This is a genomic window from Microbacterium wangyouchuni, from assembly GCF_051546305.1.
Classification (GTDB): Bacteria; Actinomycetota; Actinomycetes; order Actinomycetales; family Microbacteriaceae; genus Microbacterium.
Map to the genome: position 1 here is coordinate 1 of NZ_JBPTMA010000008.1, position 19,117 is coordinate 19,117.

The window sequence follows — 19,117 nt, forward strand, 5'->3', positions numbered from 1 at the left end:
GATCGGCTCATTCGGCGGCATCACCCGATCACGCCATACCGAAGTGTCACCACCAAATCAGCAAGAAGCGTTACCGATGTCCTGAGACACAACCGTCACCAATGTCCTGAGACTTCACACGACCTGTCTCATGCAGAAGGACGTTTCTCGCGGGGCGAGCTCATCCCCCGGCGGGCGAAGTCACCCCTCGGCGGGAGCGATGATCAGTTCGACGATGTGGCCGAGCGCCTCGGCGCCGACACTGTGCAGCTTCTCGCCGTCGTGACCGGCGAGCACGCCGCGCCCCATGCATCCTTCCCACTGCACCATCAGCATCTGCGCAGCAACCGCCACATCGACGCGCAACGCGAACAGCCCGGAGTCGACGATGCCCTGAATAATGCCTTCGATGCTCGCAGTCAGCGCCTGATCCTGCGCGAGATATGCGGCCCGGAACACGTCATCGCGCAGGGCCCGGATACGGATCTCGCTCATCATCAGCACGCTGAGGCGGTCATCCTCACCGGATTCCATCACCTGCTGCACGAGCTCGGTCGGGTCGGCGTCATTGGTGAGCAGCCCGGACTCCACGAACTCGTCAATGCGCGAGCGCACGAGCGTCAGACGCTTCTCGGCGATCGTGGAAGCCAACTGCAAGAACAGTTCGTCCTTTGACTCGAAGTTCGAATAGAACGCGCCACGAGTGAATCCGGCGCGCTCGCAGATCGCCTCGACGCTGGCACCGTCGAGGCCCACCTCAGCGAACACCTGCGTTGCTGCTTCGAGCAGTCGTGAGCGGGTGTTCTCACGGCGCTTGGTCATCGGAACGGCCATCTGATCCTCCTTCACCAGCTTCACATCCGGCGCACAGTTTCTGGTGCACAACCCACCGTAGGATACACAGATGTATCGGATACATCTCTGTATCCATTTTGCCACCCCTCGTCTCGGAGGATTCCGTGTCTACACTCCTGTCGTCGCTCGGACGCTGGTCATTCCGCCACCCCTGGCGCGTACTCGTCGCCTGGCTGCTCATCCTCGCGGCGGCGGGAGGCGGTGCTCTCGCCCTAAACCAGGGCACGGATAACTCGTTCTCGATCCCCGGCACGGAATCGCAAGACGGCCTCGAGCAGCTCTCCCGTTCGTTCCCCCAGGTCAGCGGCACGAATGCGCAGTTCATCGTCGTCGCAGCCGATGGGGATTCGATCACGGACGAGAACTATCGCGTGCCGATCGAGGATGCCGTCGACGAGCTTGCGGACCTCGACGGCGTCCTCGCGGTCACCTCGCCCTACGACGAGATGATCGAGGGAATGATCAATGAGAACGAGACGGCCGCCATCGTGCAGCTGCAGTTCGACGGTCAGTCAACCGACGTCTCCGACGAGACGAAAGATGTCCTCACCCGCTCTGTCGACGCTCTCGCTGGCGAGCTGCCGGAGGCTGCACAGCTGAAGCTCGGCGGTGACCTGTTCGCCATCTCGATCCCCGGGGTGACGCTGACCGAGGCCGTGGGCGTTGTGATCGCCCTGCTCGTACTCATCGTCACATTCCGTTCGTTCGTGGTCGCAGGTCTCCCCCTTCTCACGGCTATGCTCGGCGTCGGCATCTCGATGTGCGGCATCTTCGCCGCCACCGCCTTCGCGAGCGTGTCCTCGACAACACCTCTGCTCGCGCTGATGCTCGGGCTCGCCGTCGGCATCGACTACGCACTGTTCATCATGGCCAGGCATCAGGACCAGGTGCGCGACGGCGTGGATCCTGAGGAATCCGCCGCACGCGCCGTCGGCACGGCCGGATCCGCAGTGGTGTTCGCCGGCATCACGGTGCTCATTGCACTGATCGGCCTCGGCTTCGCCGGCATCCCGTTCCTGACGACCATGGGTATCGCGGCCTCCGTCGCTGTGGCCATCGCCGTCGCGATCGCCGTCACCCTGACCCCCGCCGTGCTCGGGTTCCTCAAGGGCCGCGTCGTCGGACGCCCGAAGAGGGTGAAGCCCCCGAAGAAGGGCACGGAAGCGAAGACCCGACGCGGATTCAGCGAGCGCTGGGTCGGCGGCATCACGAAGCATCCGGTGCTCACCTCTCTCGCGATTGTCGTCGGCCTCGGCGCCGTCGCGATTCCCGCGCTCAGCCTCAACCTCGCTCTTCCGAACGCCGGTGTGCTCGCCGCTGACGACGAGGCACGCCAGAGTTACGACCTCGTAGCGGAGGAGTTCGGTCCGGGATTCAACGGCCCGCTCGTCCTCACCGGAACGATCGTCACCTCGACCGATCCGCTCACCCTTATGGAAGACCTCGGGGATGCTGTCGCCCAGATCGACGGCGTCAAGGAGGTTGCACTCGCCACCCCGAACGAGACGGCTGACACCGGTATCGTCCAGGTGATTCCCGAGACGGCGCCGGATGACCCGGCCACCAGCGACCTTGTTCGTGAACTGCGCTCGCACCACGACCAGTGGCTCGAAGAATTCGGCATCGATGTGAAAATCACCGGCTTCACCGCCGTCGCGATCGATATCTCCGATCAGCTCGGTGACGCCCTGCTGCCGTTCGGGATCTTCGTGATCGGGCTGTCGCTGATCCTGCTGACTATCGTGTTCCGCTCACTCTGGGTGCCGGTCACCGCAGCGCTGGGCTACCTGCTCTCCATCGTCGCGGCGTTCGGCGTCGTCGGCGCGGTATTCGAATGGGGATGGCTCGCCGATGTCCTGCACGTCGCGAAGGTCGGACCGATCATCAGCTTCATGCCGATCATCCTCATGGGCGTGCTGTTCGGCCTGGCAATGGACTACCAGGTGTTCCTGGTGTCACGGATGCGCGAGGACTTCGTGCACGACGCCGCCTCGAAGTCGCCGAACCGCGCCGAACGCCGCGCAGCCGCGCAGCGCGCCGTGCGCAGCGGCTTCACCGGCTCCGCCAAGGTCGTCACGGCCGCAGGCCTCATCATGTTCGCCGTCTTCGTAGCGTTCGTCCCGGAGGGCGACTCCTCGCTCAAACCCATCGCGCTCGGCCTTGCTGCCGGCATCGCGATCGACGCGTTCCTCGTGCGGATGACGCTGATCCCGGCGCTCATGGCCATCCTCGGTGAACGCGCGTGGGAGATCCCAGCTTGGCTCGAGAAGATCCTGCCCAGCGTCGACATCGAGGGCGAGGCCGTCGAGCGTGAGCGGCATCTGCAGGCATGGCCCGGGGACGGTTCAGTCGCAGCCGTCGATGATCTCGTTCTCGACGCGGACGACTCCGCGAACGCGCTCACTCTGCGCATCTCACCGGGCGCTGCCACCGTCGCGACCGGCTTGAACGCACGCACTCGACGCGCGCTCAGCCTGGCCGTCGCCGGCCGGCTCACCCCGGCAGCCGGGCGATTGCGCGTGGCCGGGCATCTGCTGCCAGGACGTGCAGCCTGGGTGCGCAGTCACGTCGGCTGCGTGCTCGTCGACGACGCGGATGCTGCGCTGCTCGACCTGCAGGAGGCCCTGCGCGGGCGCTCACCGCTCGTCATCATCGACAGCATCGATCGTTTCACCGGAGCGCAGCGCGATCAGGCGACGGCGATGCTGCGGGATGCGGCATCCGCTCGTGAACTCGCGGTGTTCGCCACGGCAGCCGATGCGAGTGTCGCCGGCAGCATCCTCGCGGAGGCATCTTGGCCGACGCTCGACATTCTCGACATCTCGACGCCATCGGCGTCTACTCACAACGATTCCTTTGAGGTGACCGCATGACCCTCTTCATTGAACGCGCCCGCTCGTCGAGGCCTGTCTCCTGGCTGACGCTGTTGGGTGTGCTGCTGCTGCCCGCGCTCATCGGTGGCGTGCTCGTCGCTGCGCTGCAGAACCCGACTGAGCGGCTGGAAAGCATGACCGCGGCGATCGTCAACCTCGATGAACCGGTCACGATCGACGGCCAGTACACGCCGCTCGGACGCCAGCTGGCCGCCGGGCTCGTCGAGGGGTCGGACGACCTGGACTCGAACCTCACCTGGGTGATCTCCAACGAGGATGACGCTGCCGACGGGCTCGCCGATGGCAGTTACCAGGCGGTCGTCACGATTCCTGCGGAGTTCTCGACGGCCGCGACATCGGCAGGTCAGGCGATCGCGGGCGATGCCACGCCGCAACAGGCCACCATGGTCGTGGCCACGCCGGATGACGCACTCATCGCCGATGATCTCATCACTTCGCAGATCGCTGCGGCTGCTGCGTCGTCTCTCGGCACGATGCTGTCTGAGGCGACCCTGGAGAATGTGCTCGTCGGCTTCACCACGCTCGGTGACCAGATCGGCGAAGCGGCCTCCGGTGCGCTGGAGCTCGCGAACGGCGCCCATGCCGCAGCCGACGGCGCAGCAGCCCTGCCCGACGGTGCTGCCCAGCTCGCTGACGGTGCGACTCAGCTCAGCTCCGGTATCTCGCAGCTCGGCTCCGGTGCGACACAGCTCGGAGCGGGCGCGAACCAGCTGGGCGGCGGGGTGACGCAACTCGGAGATGGTGCAGCACAGCTCGGCACCGGAGCATCCGATCTGGCCACCGGTCTGGGCTCCATCGCCGACGGCACCCGCCAGGCGGCGGGCGGCGCCACCGAACTCGGCTCCGGCCTCACCGATGGCGCAGCCGCGCTGGACGCAAGCGGGCTTGTCCCCGATGAGCTGTTCACCGCCGCAAACGGCGCGCAGCAGGCGACGGTCGGGGTGAAGTCCGGCGTTGACCAGCTCGCCGACGGCATGAGCGCGCTGCTCGCCGCGTGCGCCGGCCGCGAGAGCACCGACCCGGTCTGCGTGGGGCTGGCCGGCATGTCCCAGTCGATGCCGCAGCTTCAGGGCGCGGCCGACGCGGCCGCACAGGCATCTGCCGGAACGGCTGGAGGCCTCGAAGCATTCGACGGCCAGGCCACAGCCACGATCGCTGAGCAGCTGCGCACCGCGGGCACCGGTGCGAGCTCACTCGCCGACGCGCTAAACCAGCTCGCTGGCGGCGTCGACCAGTCCCAGGCTGGCGCGACCGCGCTCAGCACGGGTGCCGGCGATCTCAGCGGCGGCGCTGCTGCGTTGACTGCCGGGGCGAACGAGCTCGCCGGCGGCGTAGGGGAACTGGCCAGCGGTGCCGGCCAGCTCGCATCCGGTGCCACTGACCTCGGCACGGGCGCTTCGGCGCTCGCTGATGGAGCCGGTGAGTTGGCAACGGGACTGGACACTCTTGCCACCGGAACCGGAGACCTCGCCGGAGGCCTACGCACCGCGGCGGATTCCCTCCCCTCGTTCACCGATCAGGAATCCAGCTCACTGGCGTCGGTCATCGCCGATCCGGTGTCATCGGATGCTGGCGGCAACGCCCTGTTCGGCCCAACCGCGATCCCGCTGCTCGCTGCCGTCGTGCTGTGGTTCGGTGGGCTGGCGTCCTTCATCGTGATGCGCGCGCACACAGCTCGCACTCTGACCTCACGGCGTTCGTCTGCTGCACTCACGCTGCGGGCGTTCCTGCCCGCCGCGCTGATCGGAGCAGGACAGGGCGTGCTCGTCGCTCTGATCGTGCAGATCGTGGCGCAGTATGAAGCCGGCACCTGGTGGGCGTTCGCGGGTACTGCGGTTGTCGCCGGGGTCGCATTCGCCGCGGTGAACCAGGCGCTCGTCGCAGTATTCGGCGGCGTGGGTCGCTGGATCAGCGCACTGGTCGGGGTCATCGCGGTGGCGACCGGACTCATCTCGACTGTGCCGGGGTGGCTCGCCTCCCTCGGCGCTGCGCTTCCCACAGCCCCGGCGTTCACCGGTCTGATCAGTGCGAACGGTGGAGCCATTGCCGCACTGATCGTGTGGGGGGTGCTGTCGATCGTGGGCACCACGATCGCCGTGGCGCTGCGTCGCACGACGTCGACGAAGGCGGTGCTCGCCTCGGCGTAGCATCCGCTGGTCGTCGACCACCAGGCCCGAATCCCAGACGGGACGTGTCATGGGCGGCGTGTCACAGCAGAATCCTGCCCTGACACGCCGCAGCGACGCCGTGGCGTCTGACACCTGGGACGAGGCGCACAGCCCCCGCGAAGAACACGTACGGCCACCGGCCCGATTCCCAGACGGGAAGTGTCATGGGCGGCGTGTCACAGCAGAATCCTGCCCTGACACGCCGCAACGACGCCGTGGCGTCTGGCACCTGGGACCAGGCACACAGCCCCCGCGAAGAACACGTTCGGCCACCAGGCCCGAATCCCAGACGGGAAGTGTCATGGGCGGCGTGTCACAGCAGAATCCTGCCCTGCCACGCCGCAGCGACGCCGTGGCGTCTGGCACCTGGGACGAGGCACACAGCCCCCGCGACTCAACTCAGGCCGGAGTACGCGTGCAGCCCCTTGAAGAACACGTTCACGATCGTGAAGTTGAAGATCACCGCGGTGAATCCGACGATGGACAGCCATGCTGAACGGTTGCCGCGCCAGCCGCGAGTGGCGCGAGCGTGAATGTACCCGGCGTACAGCACCCACACGATGAACGTCCAGGTCTCCTTGACGTCGAAGCCCCAGTAGCGGCCCCAGGCATCCTGCGCCCAGATGGAGCCGGCGATGAGGGTGAAGGTCCAGAAGATGAAGCCGATGATCGCGAAGCGGAACGCCGTTCCTTCCAGCCGGTCGGCGTTCGGCAGCGTGCTGAGGAACCGCGGCCCTGGCTTGTCCACGTTCTCGAGGAGACGGCGCTCGCGGCGCGACTGCATCAGCTGCAGCACCGAGAGCCCGCAGGCCAGCGCGAAGAATGCTGTCGACAGCGAAGCGACGAACACGTGGATCACGAGCCAGACGCTCTTGAGCGGATCCATCAGCGGCACGACGCCGACGTAGAAGCTGATCGCAGCCGCGCCCATCAGCACGACGACCAGCCCCGTGATGAAGGTGCCGAGATAACGCAGGTCCACACGCGTGAGCACGAGCAGATACACGAAGACGACCAGCAATGTGCCGATCATCGCGAACTCGTACAGGTTCGCCCACGGCACCCGTTCGGCGGCGATGCCGCGCAGCACCGTGGCGGCGAGGTGCAGTACGAAGCCGAGCGCGGTGAGCGTGGTTCCGATCCGCGCCATTACGTAGCGGGGTTTGGCAGGCGGGGCGGATGCTGTATCCGCCGTGTCGACCGAAACTCCGCCAGCACCGACCAGTGCCGCTTCGCGCGCGAGGCGTGCGTCAGAGGTGACCTCGGAGCGACGCGCAAGATCGAACGCATAGGCGATGAATGCTGCGGCGTAGATCGCGATCGCTGTCCAGATGAACAGGATCGAGAGAGAGTCGAAGTCGGGCATGATCCCATTCTACTTTCGTGGGTTTTGCGGAGTGGAGTCGGTATCGAGCAGCCGGGTGTGACCGGCGACGAGGTCATCGACGGCAGCGGCCAGGGTCGGGTCTTCGCCGCGAGCGAGCCCGGCGTATTCGAGCTGCACTTCGTCGTCGTTTGCGGTCGCCTTCACCCACATCCGCCGGCGCGGTACGAACAGCGCGATCATGAGTCCGGCCAATGCGAGCAATGCAAACACGAGCACCCATACGGCCGAGGCGTCATGGTGGATCTGCAGCGACACGAAGCGTTTCACCGAGTCTTCGTATGTGGTCGCACCGGCGGGAGCTTCATCCTCGAAGGTGATCGTGCCCCGGCCACCCGGTAAGTCGGCAGTCTCACCGGGAAGGAGTTCGATCGAATCCACATCGGTGGTGCGGCCGGTGAGCTTGGTGAGCTCCCCGGTATCGAGCACGTACACCGATCGCGGCGTTCCCTCGTTGATCCCGAGGTCGCCCTCGTAGACGTCGAGGGTGAGTAACGGCGACAGGAGATCGCCGTGCGCAGATGTGAAAGCACCGGTGTCCAGACGCGCAGCACTCGGGTAGAAGAATGCCGCGATGCCGAGCTGCTGCGGCATCCCATCGGTGACCTTGATGACACCGAGCGAGGTCATGTTGTTGTCCTGCGGGAGGAACGGCACCGAGTTGCTGTAGACGACGTCGCCGTCGGCGTTTCGCACCGTAATCGTGGGCGCGTAGCCGTTGCCGAGCAGGTAGACGTTGTCTCCGGCGAGGCCCAGCGGGTGGTTCACCCGCACTGATTCCTCGCGACTTTCGCCGTCTTCGCGCACGGTCACGTTGGCCGAGAAATTGCCCGCCTGACCGGATGCTGCGGAGCCGTACTCCTGGTACGTCACATCAAAGGAGTCGAGGGTCATCGCGTAGGGCTGGAGTGCATCGTCACTGACGAATCGCCCGCGGTTCATCGATTCATAATCCAGCAGCGTGTTGACGAAGGTCTGCCCCTCGACGATCACACGTTGGCCGGTGTATGCGAAGCTGCCGCCGACGCCGACGGTGATGAGTACGCCGACCAGAGCGAGGTGGAAGACGAGGTTGCCGGTTTCACGCCAGTATCCGCGCTCTGCCGAGACTGAGAAGGAGCGCCCCTTGTCGTAGCGTTCGACGCGGTACCCGAGCGCACGCAGCTGCTTCTGTGCGACATCGACCGAGCGGGATGCTTCTGCCTCGGAGTCGGAGCCCGTCGACTGTCCAGCCGGGATGGGTCGGGTGACCTCGCGGTAGTCCTCGAGTCGCTGCAGCCGAGCAGGTGTGCGTGGCGGACGCGAGCGCAGCGCCTTCAGATGATGCTTGATGCGCGGGATGACGCAGCCGACGAGCGAGATGAACAGCAGCAGGTAGATTGCCGAGAACCATGGCGACAGGTAGACGTCGAACAGGCTCATGGCATCGAGCACAGGGAACAGATCGGGGTTGTCGGTCTGCCACTGGGTGACGCCGTTCGGGTCGGCCATCCGCTGCGGGAAGATTGAGCCGGGGATGGCAGCGATTGCCAGTACCAGCAGCAGGATGATCGCTGTGCGCATCGAGGTCAGCTGACGCCATCCCCACCGCAACCAGCCGACGAAGCCCAGTTTGGGCTGGTTGATACTGCCACCATCGCCGTCGATGTGGTCGGAGGGGCGCAGCGGATCCGAGGCGTCGTTGTTCACGGCATCCTTGTTCTTGTTCTGGGAGTGAGCGGAGAAATCAGAGCGGGAGGATGACACTGCCCATCACCGCCCCGAGGCGCGACATGATGTCCGTCCACAGGCCGGTAACCATGAGCACGCCGAGCAGGACGAGCAGCACGCCGCCGGCGATGTTCACGATGCGGATGTGACGGCGCAGGAACCCGATCGCCTTCGTCGCCCAGCCGAACCCGAGGGCGACAAGCAGGAACGGGATGCCGAGGCCGAGGCTGTAGGCCAGCCCGAGGAAGCCGGCGCGCACGGGGTCACCGAGGGTCCAGGAGACGGCGGTGATGGCGGCAAGGGTCGGTCCGATGCACGGAGCCCACCCGATACCGAGGGCGAAGCCCAGCAGCGGCGCACCGATGAGACCGGTCTTGGAGTTGACCTGCAGCCGAACTTCACGCTGCATGAATCCGAACAATCCGACGAAGATCAGGCCCATGGCAATGATCACGATGCCCAGAATGCGGGTGATCATGTCGCCCCACTGCAGGAAGAACACTGATGCCGTGCCGCCGATGACCGTGAACGCGATGAAGACCACGCTGAAGCCCAGGATGAACAGCAGCACGCCGAGCACCAGGCGTCCACGTGTGCCTCGGGTCGTTGCCCCTGTCCCCCCGAGGAAACCGAGGTATCCCGGCACGAGCGGCAGCACGCAGGGCGAGAGGAACGACACGAGCCCGGCAAGCATGGCGACCGGAATCGCCAGCCAGAGGGCCCCGGAGCCGATTAACTCCTGAGTGTTCACGCGCTCTCCGCGAGCGCGTCTCTCACGAGCGTGGAAAGGATGCTCGGCCCGTCGAGCTGGCCGATGATCCGAGCGGCGACGCGTCCCTGCTTGTCGAGCACGAGCGTGGTCGGTGTCGCCTGGATGGGGGTGACTTCCGCGAAGGAGAGCTTCGCATCACCCGAGTCGACGTCGATGAGGCTCGGGTAGGTGATGCCGTACTCGTCAGCGAATGCGCGGGCGGTGTCGGGCTGGTCGTAGGTGTTGACACCGACGAAAGACACGGCTTCGTCTTCGTACTGCTGCCAGACGGCCTCGAGGTCTTTCGCCTCGACTCGGCACGGGCCGCAGGCCGCGTACCAGAAGTTGACGACGGTGACGTCTCCGGCGATCTCGGAGCTGGTGAACTCGTCGCCGTTCTCGGTGACTCCACCGAATTCGACGGGTTCGCCGCGGTCGTCCGGCGCGATCTCCACGACGGTCAGATCGGCGGAGATGTACCCCTTGTCACTGCCTTCGAGGTATTGCTCGGCGACGGAGTCCTGTGTGCACGCGCTCAGGGCGACAGCGGACAGCACGGCGAACGCGGCTCCGATCATCCGACGCGAACGTCGAGTGCGGGAGAGGCGGCCGTCACGATTCGTCGAGGCGAGAGGCACGACCCCAGTTTAGGCGCGAGATCCTATGGGTGCTCTGGATGCTCTGGCCACTCCCCTGTCGGCACCGCACGCACATTGGTTCTTAGAATCTCGCGAGCACATCCTCGACTCCGGCGCGGAACTGCGGACAGGTGGTGATGTCGTGCGCGCTGCACCTGATGGCATGTTCGGTCATCGCCCTCGACAGCTGCATCTCAAGCATCCGGCGGTCAAGGTCGGCCAGATGCGCGAAGAGCACCTCGTGCCGACCGCTTCTGCCGTCATCGAGCAGCACCGCGATCTGCTCCAGACTCATCCCCGCCGCTTTGCTGCGCTGGATCACCGCGATCCGCACGATCTCGTCTTGACCGTAGCGTCGCCGCCCCGCGGTGTCGCGCGCGGGTGTCAGGAGTCCGACGGCTTCCCAGTGCCGGAGCACGTTGGTGGGCAGGTCGAACCGTTCGGCGACTTCGCCGACAGACCACGGATGCTTCGAACTTGACTTCATGTTGACATGAAGTCACACACTGGTCGAGAACACAAGATCAGAAGGAGATCTCATGTACGACGCGATCATCATCGGCGCCGGCCCCGCAGGCCTGCAGGCGGCACTCACGCTGGGAAGGATGCACCGCCGCACGATGGTCGTCGATTCCGGCGAGTACCGCAACGGCACCGTCGCGCACATGCACAATGTGGTGGGCGATGATGGAACGGCCCCCGCGGACTACCGCGCACGCTCTCGCGAACAGCTTGCGGCGTATCGCGATGTCACCGTGGCCCGCGGTGCCGTATCGGCCATCACCGGAAGCGCCGACGACTTCACCGTCCATTTCCCCGATGGTTGCAGCGAACGCGCCCGTCGCATCATCCTCGCCACCGGACTCGTCGATGACCTGCCCGACATTGCCGGACTCGGCGAGCTGTGGGGACGACGCGCATTCGTCTGCCCGTTCTGCGACGGCCATGAACTTCACGATGCCACCATCGGGATCATCGGTGCCGGTCCGCGCGCGCAGCACCTGCTCGGCATGCTCGGGCGCATCGCCCAGAGCATCGCTGTATTCCCGATCGACACCCCACCCGCAACCGAAGAGATCTCCGCACTGGAGGCAGCCGGTGCCCGTGTTTCAGCGGCCGTCGTCGACCGCGTGCAGGCCGCAGACGACGGCGGAGTCACGGTCGTCACAGGCGAGGAGAGCCACACCGTGGCGGGACTGTTCCTCGCCGCAGGCGGCTTCCACCAGCGCACCCCGTTCGCCGCGCAGCTCGGGCTGCGGATGCTCGAAAGCGGCTGCATCGAGATCGATGATTTCGGCCGCACGTCGGTTGCGGGAGTCTTCGCCGCGGGCGATCTTGCGCACCGGGCGAGCATGCCGGGGCCGATGGCATCCGTCATTCAAGCCGCTGCCGCAGGACAGCTGGCGGCGTCGTTCGTCGTCCAAGAGCTGAGCGCCTGACGGGCTCAGACCGCGCCGAGGTCGATTCCCCCCGAAGCGGGCTCGGCGTAGCTGACCTCTCGCCAGACGTCGCCGACGCGCTCGAACGACGTCACACTCGACAGAGCACAGCGCCGGGTTCGGGGGTCGTGCGGCAACCGGAGACCAGCGACGCGCAGGTGCGTGATCCAGATCGGCGCCTGGTGAGAGACGATCACCGCGTCACCCTCGACCGTGTCATCCCAGATACTGTTCATCGCCTGCTGCATGCGTTCGGCGATCGACGAGTATGGCTCGCCCCAGCTGGGCACAGAGGGACGACGCAGATGCCACCAGTTGCGCGGGTCGCGCAGCGATCGCCGCATCTGCGTGCCTTCGAACACGTTCGTCGGCTCGATGACGCGCTCGTCGATTGCCGCTTCCAGCCCGAAGACCTGGGTGAACGGCTCGGCGGATTCCTGAGCACGCTGCAACGGCGAGCAGCGCAACGAGGTGACCGGTCGCCCAAGATCGGCGATGTGCTCGGCTGCGGCGCGCGCCATCAGCTTGCCGTCTTCACTCAGACGGTAATGCGGGAGGCGGCCGTACAGCACGCGCCCCGGATTGTGCACTTCACCGTGGCGGACGAGATGGAGGCGTTCGGCAGGCATACCGCTCAGTCTAGGGATCCCCCAGACACCGTGTCGTCGCTCAGACGCGACGGTACTTCGCGGAGCCGAACCCGATGATCAAGTGCCCGATGAAGGGGAACATCCACAGCAGGAAGAACGAAAAGACACCGCCCTTGCCGAAATTGGCGCCCTCCTTGAACGCCACAACGATCGCGAAGACGATGTTCACGATCGGGATGAGATACAGCAGCACGAACCAGCCACTCATCCCGGCGATCTTCACGAGAATGATCCAGTTGACGATCGGAATCAGAGCGAGGATGCCCGGATAATCTGCCTTGGCGAACACCTTCCACATTGTGATCGCATAGATCACGTAGACCACGATGCCCAACAGCACCGAACTCGTCGAGAACAGCTGTTCGGTGACCAGATTTGAATCCACGGGTTCACTCCTTTGTGTGAAAGGCGCTGTCCGCCTCTTGCGACGGAGTCTACCCACCCGAGGAGGTTGTCTCTTCGAAGGGTGGCACGCCCACGTAGAATGGGCGAGTTCCCTTTACTGAACTGGAGGAATCTTCCGTGCTTCGCACTCACACGACCGGCTCCCTGCGAGCCGAGAACATCGGTCAGACCGTCACCCTCACGGGTTGGGTCGATCGTCGTCGTGATCACGGAGGAGTCGCGTTCATTGATCTCCGCGATGCCTCGGGCATCGCCCAGGTGGTCATCCGCGACGAAGAGACTGCGCACCCGCTGCGCAGTGAGTTCGTCCTGAAGGTCACCGGCGAGGTCTCCCGCCGCCCGGACGGCAACGAGAACCCGAACCTGCCCACCGGCCAGATCGAGGTCATCGCAACTGCGGTCGAGGTTCTCAACGAGTCCGCTCCGCTGCCGTTCCAGGTCTCCACCGGCCTTGGCGACTCCGAGACGGCGGGCGAAGATGTGCGGTTCAAGCACCGCTATCTTGACCTGCGACGCCCGTCCGCAGCATCCGCTCTTCGCCTGCGATCGAACGTCTACAGGGCGGTCCGCAACGAACTCGAAAAGCGCGAGTTCATCGAGGTCGAGACCCCGACGCTGACGCGCTCGACCCCCGAGGGCGCCCGCGACTTCGTCGTGCCCGCCCGTCTGCACCCGGGCAGCTGGTACGCACTGCCGCAGAGCCCGCAGCTGTTCAAGCAGCTGCTCATGGTCGGCGGTGTCGAAAAGTACTACCAGATGGCCCGCTGCTACCGCGATGAAGACTTCCGTGCCGACCGCCAGCCGGAGTTCACGCAGCTCGACATCGAGATGAGCTTCGTCGACCAGGAAGACGTCATCGAGATGATGGAGTCTCTCATCGTCGCGATGTGGAAGACGATCGACGTCGACGTGCAGACACCGCTGCCGCGCATCACCTATGCCGACGCGATGGCCAAGTATGGCTCGGACAAGCCCGACCTGCGCTTCGGTCTTGAACTCGTCGATGCGACCGAGTACTTCTCCGAGACCACGTTCCGGGTCTTCCAGTCCGATTACGTCGGTGCGGTCCTCATGCCCGGTGGCGCTTCACAGCCACGCAAGCAGCTGGATGCCTGGCAGGACTGGGCCAAGCAGCGCGGCGCCCGCGGCCTCGCCTATGTCCTCTTCAACGAGGACGGCACGCTCGGCGGCCCCGTCGCCAAGAACCTGTCCGAAAAGGAACAGGCCGGTCTCGCCGACCTCGTGGGCGCTGCGGCAGGTGACTGCGTGTTCTTCGCGGCCGGTTCTGCCAAGGACTCGCGTGCACTGCTGGGCGCTGCACGCGTCGAGATCGGGCGCCGACTGGGGCTGCTCGACCCTGATGTCTTCGCGTTCACGTGGGTGGTCGATGCCCCGATGTTCGAGCCTGCGGCGGATGCCGTGGCATCCGGTGACGTCGCCGTCGGTGCTGGTGCGTGGACGGCCGTGCACCACGCCTTCACCGGCCCGAAGCCGGAGTTTGCCGACACGTTCGACACCGATCCAGGGTCCGCGCTCGCCTACGCGTACGACATCGTCTGCAACGGAACCGAGCTCGGCGGCGGCTCGATCCGCATCCACCGCGAGGACGTGCAGAAGCGCGTCTTCGAGGTCATGGGCATCTCGGATGAGGTTGCCCAGGAGCAGTTCGGATTCCTGCTGGATGCATTCAAGTTCGGCGCCCCGCCGCACGGAGGCATCGCGCTGGGCATGGACCGCGTGCTACAGCACCTGACCAAGACCGATTCGATCCGCGAGGTCATCGCGTTCCCGAAGACCGGCAACGGCTTCGACCCGCTGACGAGTGCCCCCGCTCCGATCACCGACGCGCAGCGCGCCGAGGCCGGCGTGGACTTTGTCGCGGAGGACACCGAGGCCTGAGCCTCGCCTCTTCGCTCTTCGTCGAGACCCCGTCGTAATCGCGCTTGACCCCAAGCGTGCATATGACGGGGTTTCGCCGTATGCACGGCTCAGGGCGCGAGTAGCGCGAGCGCGGGGACGATGTTCTCGTTCCACACGTCGAAACCGAGCTTCCCGATGAGCACGACTACGACGATGAGGAAGACCACGCGGATGAAGGTCGTCCCGCGCGCGATCGCCATCCGCGAGCCCAGGTAGCTGCCGGCAACGTTCGCGACGGCGAGGATGCCGCCCAGCAGCCACAGCACTGCCCCGTGCGGGATGAACAGCAGCAGTGCCCCAGCGTTCGTTGCGAGGTTGACGATCTTCGCCTTAGCGCTGGACTGCAAGAAGTCGTATCCCATGAGCGCCACGAGCGTGATGACGAGGAACGTGCCGGTTCCGGGACCGATCATCCCGTCGTAGAACCCGATCACCAGCCCGGCGGTCCCCGCCATGATGTGGTGCTTGCGACCGGAGAAGCGTAGCTTGGTCGCCGCTCCCAACTCGGGCCGGAACACCGTGAAGATCACCACGGCGAGCAGGGCGACGATGATGATCGGTTTGAATGCGGCTGGTGGCAGCACGGTGGCCACCGCCGCTCCCCCGAATGAGCCCGCCAGCGCAATCCCGGCCATGGGCAGAGCGGTGCGGATGTCTGGTTTCGCACGCCGATAATACGTAACACTGCTGGTGGCGGTGCCGAAGACCGACGCGAGCTTGTTCGTCGCAAGCGCCTGCACCGGCGCGATGCCGGGGATGAGCAGCAACGCGGGCAGTTGCAGCAGCCCGCCACCGCCGACCACCGCATCGATCCAGCCGGCCGCGAACGCCGCGAAGACGACGAACACCAGCATCCCCCAGGTGAGCTGTTCCAGCCCGAGCAGCTCACCGATCTCCATCAGATCAGAATACGTCCGCACGCACGTGCTGCCGCACGCGGCGACGCACGGGTGGTGGCAGACTGGCGGCATGCTCGATGCTCTTCCCCTACCGCACGCATTCGACTGCGCCGCAGGCCGGGCGACTCTGCGACGCGCATCGCCGCAGGACGCCGACGCTCTGATCGAGTTGCTCGCAGACGATGCGATCAGCGCTTCGCGTGGAGATGTCGCATCCGACGCTGACCGCCTCGCCTATACGAGCGCGCTCGCGGAGATCCTCGCGGACCCCTCGAATGACCTGCTCGTCGTCGACGTGGACGGGAGCGTGGTCGGCACACTGCAGCTCACGTCGATTCCCGGGATGACACGCCGCGGATCGCGCCGGCTGCTGGTCGAGGCTGTGCGGGTGCGCAGCACGCTTCGCTCATCGGGCATCGGATCCGCCGTCATGCGCTGGGTATCGGATGCCGCCGCCCCTGCCCTGGGGGCTGCGATGGTTCAACTCACCTCGGATGCCGCCCGGACCGATGCGCACCGGTTCTATGAGCGGCTCGGATACGCCGGCTCGCACATCGGCTTCAAGTACCCAGTCACCCACTGAGCGACTTGTACACCGTAACTCGCTGAAAGACTTACAGAACCCGCGACAGGAAGTCCTGCGTGCGCGGATGCTGCGGATTCGCGAGCACCTCGTGCGGATCGCCCTCTTCGAGGATCACTCCGCCATCCATGAAGATCAGGCGTGAGCCGACTTCTCGTGCAAAGCCCATCTCATGGGTCACGACGAGCATCGTCATCCCCTCATCAGCCAGCGTGCGCATCACCTGCAGCACCTCGCCGACGAGTTCAGGATCAAGTGCCGAGGTCGGCTCATCGAAGAGCATCATGTCGGGGTTCATGCACAGCGCCCGCGCAATCGCGACGCGTTGCTGCTGACCGCCCGAGAGATGGCCAGGGTAGGCGTCCGCCTTCTCAGACAGTCCCACTCGTTCGAGCATCGCGTGAGCGACTTTCTCAGCCTCGGCCTTAGATCGCCGAAGAACGCGCCGCTGTGTGATGGTGAGATTTCCGAGCACGCTTAGGTGCGGGAACAGGTTGAAGCTCTGAAACACCATGCCGATGCGCGTGCGCACCCGGTCGATGTCAGTTTCGGGGTCGATGATATCGATGCCCTCGATGAAGATCTTCCCCTCCGTGGGCTCTTCGAGAAGGTTCACCGAGCGCAGCAGCGTTGATTTACCCGACCCCGAGGGCCCGATCACACAGACAACCTCCCCAGCAGAGACCGTCAGGTCGATGCCTTTGAGAACCTCGTTGTCACCAAAACTCTTGCGCAGCTGCTGCACTTCGATCGCCGGCGCGTGAATATCAATCAAATCTGTGCTCATCGCTGCTTCGCCATCCTTCGCTCGAGCCACGCAACCGCCCGGGTCAGCGGAATGGTCACCGCCAGGTACAACAGCGCAGCCATGATCAACGGCGTCGAGTTCGCCTCCGAGGACAGCCCGTCACGAGCGAACGTGGTGAGTTCCCTCGTCGCTAGGGTCGAGCCCACGACGAACAGGAGAGACGTGTCTTTCAGCAACAGCACGAACTCGTTCGTCATCGGCGGGATGATGATGCGGAAGCCCTGCGGAAGGATGATCCAGAACATCGTCTTCAGCGGTGACATTCCCAGCGACCGCGAGGCCTCCATCTGGCCCTTCGGAACTGCCTGGATCCCCGCGCGCACGACCTCTGCGATATACGCGGACGACACCAGAATCAGGCCCAGAAGACCCGAGACGATCGCGCCTCCTGGCATTTTGAATCCCAGACCGATCGGCAGGCCGTAGGCGATGATGAACAGCGTCAGGATCGCTGGCATCCCGCGGAAGAGCTCAATCCACGCCGTAGCGAACCAGCGATAGGGGGCGACGCTCGACAGCTTCATCACGGCGAAAGCCACGCCGAGAAGAGTTCCTCCGACGAATGCGATCAGGGTGAACAGCACCGTGTTTCGCAGGGCGATCACGATGATGTTCGGGAACTGCTTGATCGCGACTTCGACGTTAAAGAAGACCGTGCCGATCTTCACCCAGTCGGTCGCCAAGGCGACAGCGACGACGGCCGCGATGAAAATCGCGTACATCGTGAACCGATAGAGCTTCGCGCGAGTCGTGCGCCTCATTGCCATTGTTCGCGGGCGCCGCGGGTCAGTTCGCCGCGAAGTAGGAGTCGTAGATCGTCTGGTAGGTTCCGTCGTCCTTCAACTCCTGCAACGCAGTGTTGACGGCCTCGATCAGAGCGTCGCGCTCACCCTTGGCGAACGCCCAGCCGTACTGCTCCTGAGTGTCATACTCTTCGACGATCGTGTACGTCGAGTCGGCCTTCTCATGCTCGATGTTCACCGGCTGGTCCTGCAGAATCGCGTCAATGTTGCCGGCCTGCAACGCCGGCCACAGCTCACCGTCGGAGGGGTAGGAGACGACTTCGGCTCCGGTGGCGTTCTCGTTCGTGTAGGCCTCACCTGTGGTGCCCTGCTGGACACCGACGGTCTTGCCGTCCAGATCAGCGATGCTCTTAATACTGGAGTCAGCGCGGACCAGCAACGACTGCAGTGAGTCATAGTACGGGTCCGCGAAATCGATGTTCGCCTTGCGTTCCTCGGTGATCGTCATTGCCGATGCGCCGACGTCACACTGTCCGGCGGCGAGGGTCGTACCCGACTGCAACGCGTCGAAGCCGACATCCTGGACGGCCAGCTTCAGGTCGAGCTTCTCAGCGACAGCGCCGAGCAGATCGATGTCAAAGCCCGAGTAACCCGTCTCAGTGCTGGAGTCCTCGAACTCGAACGGCGGGTACGGGATGTCTGAGCAGACAGTGAGCTCGCCGGCAGAGATGAGGCCGTAGTCGTCTCCGCTGGATTCGGGAGCCGCTTCTCCTCCCGGGGTGTCGGAACCACCGGCGCACCCAGAAAGGGCAAGAGTGGCGGTCGCCGCGAGGGCGAGACCGAAGATGAGATTACGGCGTCGGGACATTACCGCTCCAGAGTGACGGGGCAACGATGCCCTCGGACGGGTATGCAGATCATCCTGACACGCAGCGACGAAGAAATCCCGTTCAGACGGTTACGTTTGCGTTGCACTCCTGCACACGCGGGCGGTGTCGGCTGCTCAAACCTCGAAATCGACGGCCACGCGAGAGGCGACGACCGAGCGAATGTAGACCGCGGCCTCTTCGTGGGCCGGGTGCACAACGTACTGCTCCAGCGCCTCAACAGAATCGAAATCTGCAACCAGGGTGACGTCCCAGTTCGCTTCTGGATAGATCGAGTTCGCTCCAGCCGAAATCGACCGCAACTGCGGAACGACGCCGTCCAGAGCGTTCAGCCGCCGCGCGACTTCGGCTGCCTGCGCACCGCGTTCAGCAGCATCCTCGCTGGCAAGCTTCCAAGTGACCAC

At 65.0% G+C, this 19,117-nt stretch carries 18 protein-coding genes; 5 read left to right on the top strand and 13 right to left on the bottom strand.

Annotated features, from left to right (window positions below):
• Nucleotides 1-180 precede the first annotated feature (180 nt).
• A complete protein-coding gene (locus tag ACSS7Z_RS14250) occupies nucleotides 181-813 on the bottom strand; it encodes a TetR/AcrR family transcriptional regulator (protein ID WP_438255533.1) in 633 nt (210 codons plus the stop codon).
• Between the two features lie 125 nt (nucleotides 814-938).
• Between ACSS7Z_RS14250 and ACSS7Z_RS14255 the strand changes: the two genes are divergently transcribed.
• Nucleotides 939-3,707 carry an MMPL family transporter gene (locus tag ACSS7Z_RS14255; protein ID WP_438255534.1) on the top strand — a complete coding sequence of 923 codons (2,769 nt, stop codon included), beginning with the start codon at nucleotides 939-941 and terminating at the stop codon, nucleotides 3,705-3,707.
• Nucleotides 3,704-5,875, top strand: a complete 2,172-nt coding sequence (locus tag ACSS7Z_RS14260) for a YhgE/Pip family protein (protein WP_438255535.1) — start codon at nucleotides 3,704-3,706, stop codon at nucleotides 5,873-5,875. Before ACSS7Z_RS14255 ends, ACSS7Z_RS14260 begins: the two co-directional genes overlap by 4 nt.
• A gap of 415 nt (nucleotides 5,876-6,290) precedes the next feature.
• On the opposite strand, the gene ccsB is transcribed toward ACSS7Z_RS14260, so the two are convergent.
• The 5 genes from ccsB to ACSS7Z_RS14285 form a co-directional block, all read right to left on the bottom strand.
• Nucleotides 6,291-7,262 (bottom strand): c-type cytochrome biogenesis protein CcsB, encoded by a 972-nt coding sequence (gene ccsB, locus ACSS7Z_RS14265; RefSeq protein WP_438255536.1) that lies wholly within the window; start codon nucleotides 7,260-7,262, stop codon nucleotides 6,291-6,293.
• Nucleotides 7,263-7,271: 9 nt separating this feature from the next.
• Complete coding sequence (gene resB / locus ACSS7Z_RS14270; RefSeq protein WP_438255537.1) at nucleotides 7,272-9,026, bottom strand: cytochrome c biogenesis protein ResB; 1,755 nt, start codon at nucleotides 9,024-9,026, stop codon at nucleotides 7,272-7,274.
• The gene (locus tag ACSS7Z_RS14275; RefSeq protein WP_438255538.1) at nucleotides 9,007-9,741 is read right to left on the bottom strand and encodes a cytochrome c biogenesis CcdA family protein; all 735 of its coding nucleotides are present in this window, start codon (nucleotides 9,739-9,741) and stop codon (nucleotides 9,007-9,009) included. The genes resB and ACSS7Z_RS14275 overlap by 20 nt, the downstream gene beginning before the upstream one ends.
• The gene (locus ACSS7Z_RS14280) at nucleotides 9,738-10,379 is read right to left on the bottom strand and encodes a TlpA family protein disulfide reductase (protein WP_438255539.1); all 642 of its coding nucleotides are present in this window, start codon (nucleotides 10,377-10,379) and stop codon (nucleotides 9,738-9,740) included. Before ACSS7Z_RS14280 ends, ACSS7Z_RS14275 begins: the two co-directional genes overlap by 4 nt.
• Before the next feature lie 82 nt (nucleotides 10,380-10,461).
• Entirely contained in the window at nucleotides 10,462-10,866 is a 405-nt protein-coding gene (locus ACSS7Z_RS14285; protein ID WP_438255540.1) for a helix-turn-helix domain-containing protein, read from the bottom strand.
• 52 nt (nucleotides 10,867-10,918) lie between these two features.
• On the opposite strand from ACSS7Z_RS14285, the gene ACSS7Z_RS14290 reads away from it, so the two are divergent.
• The gene (locus ACSS7Z_RS14290) at nucleotides 10,919-11,818 is read left to right on the top strand and encodes an NAD(P)/FAD-dependent oxidoreductase (RefSeq protein ID WP_438255541.1); all 900 of its coding nucleotides are present in this window, start codon (nucleotides 10,919-10,921) and stop codon (nucleotides 11,816-11,818) included.
• 5 nt (nucleotides 11,819-11,823) lie between these two features.
• On the opposite strand, the gene ACSS7Z_RS14295 is transcribed toward ACSS7Z_RS14290, so the two are convergent.
• Both ACSS7Z_RS14295 and ACSS7Z_RS14300 read right to left on the bottom strand, forming a co-directional pair.
• Nucleotides 11,824-12,447: a histidine phosphatase family protein gene (locus tag ACSS7Z_RS14295; protein ID WP_438255542.1), complete on the bottom strand. Its 624-nt coding sequence runs from the start codon at nucleotides 12,445-12,447 to the stop codon at nucleotides 11,824-11,826.
• A gap of 40 nt (nucleotides 12,448-12,487) precedes the next feature.
• Complete coding sequence (locus ACSS7Z_RS14300; RefSeq protein ID WP_438255543.1) at nucleotides 12,488-12,853, bottom strand: DUF5684 domain-containing protein; 366 nt, start codon at nucleotides 12,851-12,853, stop codon at nucleotides 12,488-12,490.
• 137 nt (nucleotides 12,854-12,990) lie between these two features.
• On the opposite strand from ACSS7Z_RS14300, the gene aspS reads away from it, so the two are divergent.
• Entirely contained in the window at nucleotides 12,991-14,772 is a 1,782-nt protein-coding gene (gene aspS / locus ACSS7Z_RS14305; protein ID WP_438255544.1) for an aspartate--tRNA ligase, read from the top strand.
• Between the two features lie 89 nt (nucleotides 14,773-14,861).
• Here the strand turns inward: aspS and ACSS7Z_RS14310 are convergent, their stop codons facing one another.
• On the bottom strand, nucleotides 14,862-15,692 hold the full coding sequence (locus tag ACSS7Z_RS14310; RefSeq protein ID WP_438255545.1) for a sulfite exporter TauE/SafE family protein: 831 nt from the start codon (nucleotides 15,690-15,692) through the stop codon (nucleotides 14,862-14,864).
• Nucleotides 15,693-15,762: 70 nt separating this feature from the next.
• Between ACSS7Z_RS14310 and ACSS7Z_RS14315 the strand changes: the two genes are divergently transcribed.
• Nucleotides 15,763-16,275 carry a GNAT family N-acetyltransferase gene (locus ACSS7Z_RS14315; RefSeq protein WP_438255546.1) on the top strand — a complete coding sequence of 171 codons (513 nt, stop codon included), beginning with the start codon at nucleotides 15,763-15,765 and terminating at the stop codon, nucleotides 16,273-16,275.
• A 31-nt stretch (nucleotides 16,276-16,306) separates the two neighbouring features.
• Here ACSS7Z_RS14315 and ACSS7Z_RS14320 read toward each other — a convergent pair whose 3' ends face one another.
• The 4 genes from ACSS7Z_RS14320 to ACSS7Z_RS14335 all read right to left on the bottom strand — a co-directional run bounded on the left by ACSS7Z_RS14320 (nucleotide 16,307) and on the right by ACSS7Z_RS14335 (nucleotide 19,117).
• Nucleotides 16,307-17,062: an amino acid ABC transporter ATP-binding protein gene (locus ACSS7Z_RS14320; RefSeq protein ID WP_438255547.1), complete on the bottom strand. Its 756-nt coding sequence runs from the start codon at nucleotides 17,060-17,062 to the stop codon at nucleotides 16,307-16,309.
• Nucleotides 17,059-17,844, bottom strand: a complete 786-nt coding sequence (locus ACSS7Z_RS14325) for an amino acid ABC transporter permease (RefSeq protein ID WP_438255548.1) — start codon at nucleotides 17,842-17,844, stop codon at nucleotides 17,059-17,061. Before ACSS7Z_RS14325 ends, ACSS7Z_RS14320 begins: the two co-directional genes overlap by 4 nt.
• 25 nt (nucleotides 17,845-17,869) lie before the next feature.
• Nucleotides 17,870-18,694 carry a basic amino acid ABC transporter substrate-binding protein gene (locus tag ACSS7Z_RS14330; protein ID WP_438255549.1) on the bottom strand — a complete coding sequence of 275 codons (825 nt, stop codon included), beginning with the start codon at nucleotides 18,692-18,694 and terminating at the stop codon, nucleotides 17,870-17,872.
• A gap of 135 nt (nucleotides 18,695-18,829) precedes the next feature.
• Nucleotides 18,830-19,117 (bottom strand): Dabb family protein, encoded by a 288-nt coding sequence (locus tag ACSS7Z_RS14335; protein ID WP_438255550.1) that lies wholly within the window; start codon nucleotides 19,115-19,117, stop codon nucleotides 18,830-18,832.

Excerpts from the sequence above, each read along its gene's own strand:
- ACSS7Z_RS14250 (WP_438255533.1), bottom strand. The coding sequence starts at position 813 with ATGGCCGTTCCGATGACCAAGCGCCGTGAGAACACCCGCTCACGACTG.
- ACSS7Z_RS14260 (WP_438255535.1), top strand. The coding sequence starts at position 3,704 with ATGACCCTCTTCATTGAACGCGCCCGCTCGTCGAGGCCTGTCTCCTGG.
- ccsB (WP_438255536.1), bottom strand. The coding sequence starts at position 7,262 with ATGCCCGACTTCGACTCTCTCTCGATCCTGTTCATCTGGACAGCGATC.
- ACSS7Z_RS14285 (WP_438255540.1), bottom strand. The coding sequence starts at position 10,866 with ATGAAGTCAAGTTCGAAGCATCCGTGGTCTGTCGGCGAAGTCGCCGAA.
- ACSS7Z_RS14290 (WP_438255541.1), top strand. The coding sequence starts at position 10,919 with ATGTACGACGCGATCATCATCGGCGCCGGCCCCGCAGGCCTGCAGGCG.
- ACSS7Z_RS14295 (WP_438255542.1), bottom strand. The coding sequence starts at position 12,447 with ATGCCTGCCGAACGCCTCCATCTCGTCCGCCACGGTGAAGTGCACAAT.
- ACSS7Z_RS14310 (WP_438255545.1), bottom strand. The coding sequence starts at position 15,692 with ATGGAGATCGGTGAGCTGCTCGGGCTGGAACAGCTCACCTGGGGGATG.
- ACSS7Z_RS14315 (WP_438255546.1), top strand. The coding sequence starts at position 15,763 with ATGCTCGATGCTCTTCCCCTACCGCACGCATTCGACTGCGCCGCAGGC.
- ACSS7Z_RS14320 (WP_438255547.1), bottom strand. The coding sequence starts at position 17,062 with ATGAGCACAGATTTGATTGATATTCACGCGCCGGCGATCGAAGTGCAG.
- ACSS7Z_RS14325 (WP_438255548.1), bottom strand. The coding sequence starts at position 17,844 with ATGAGGCGCACGACTCGCGCGAAGCTCTATCGGTTCACGATGTACGCG.
- ACSS7Z_RS14330 (WP_438255549.1), bottom strand. The coding sequence starts at position 18,694 with ATGTCCCGACGCCGTAATCTCATCTTCGGTCTCGCCCTCGCGGCGACC.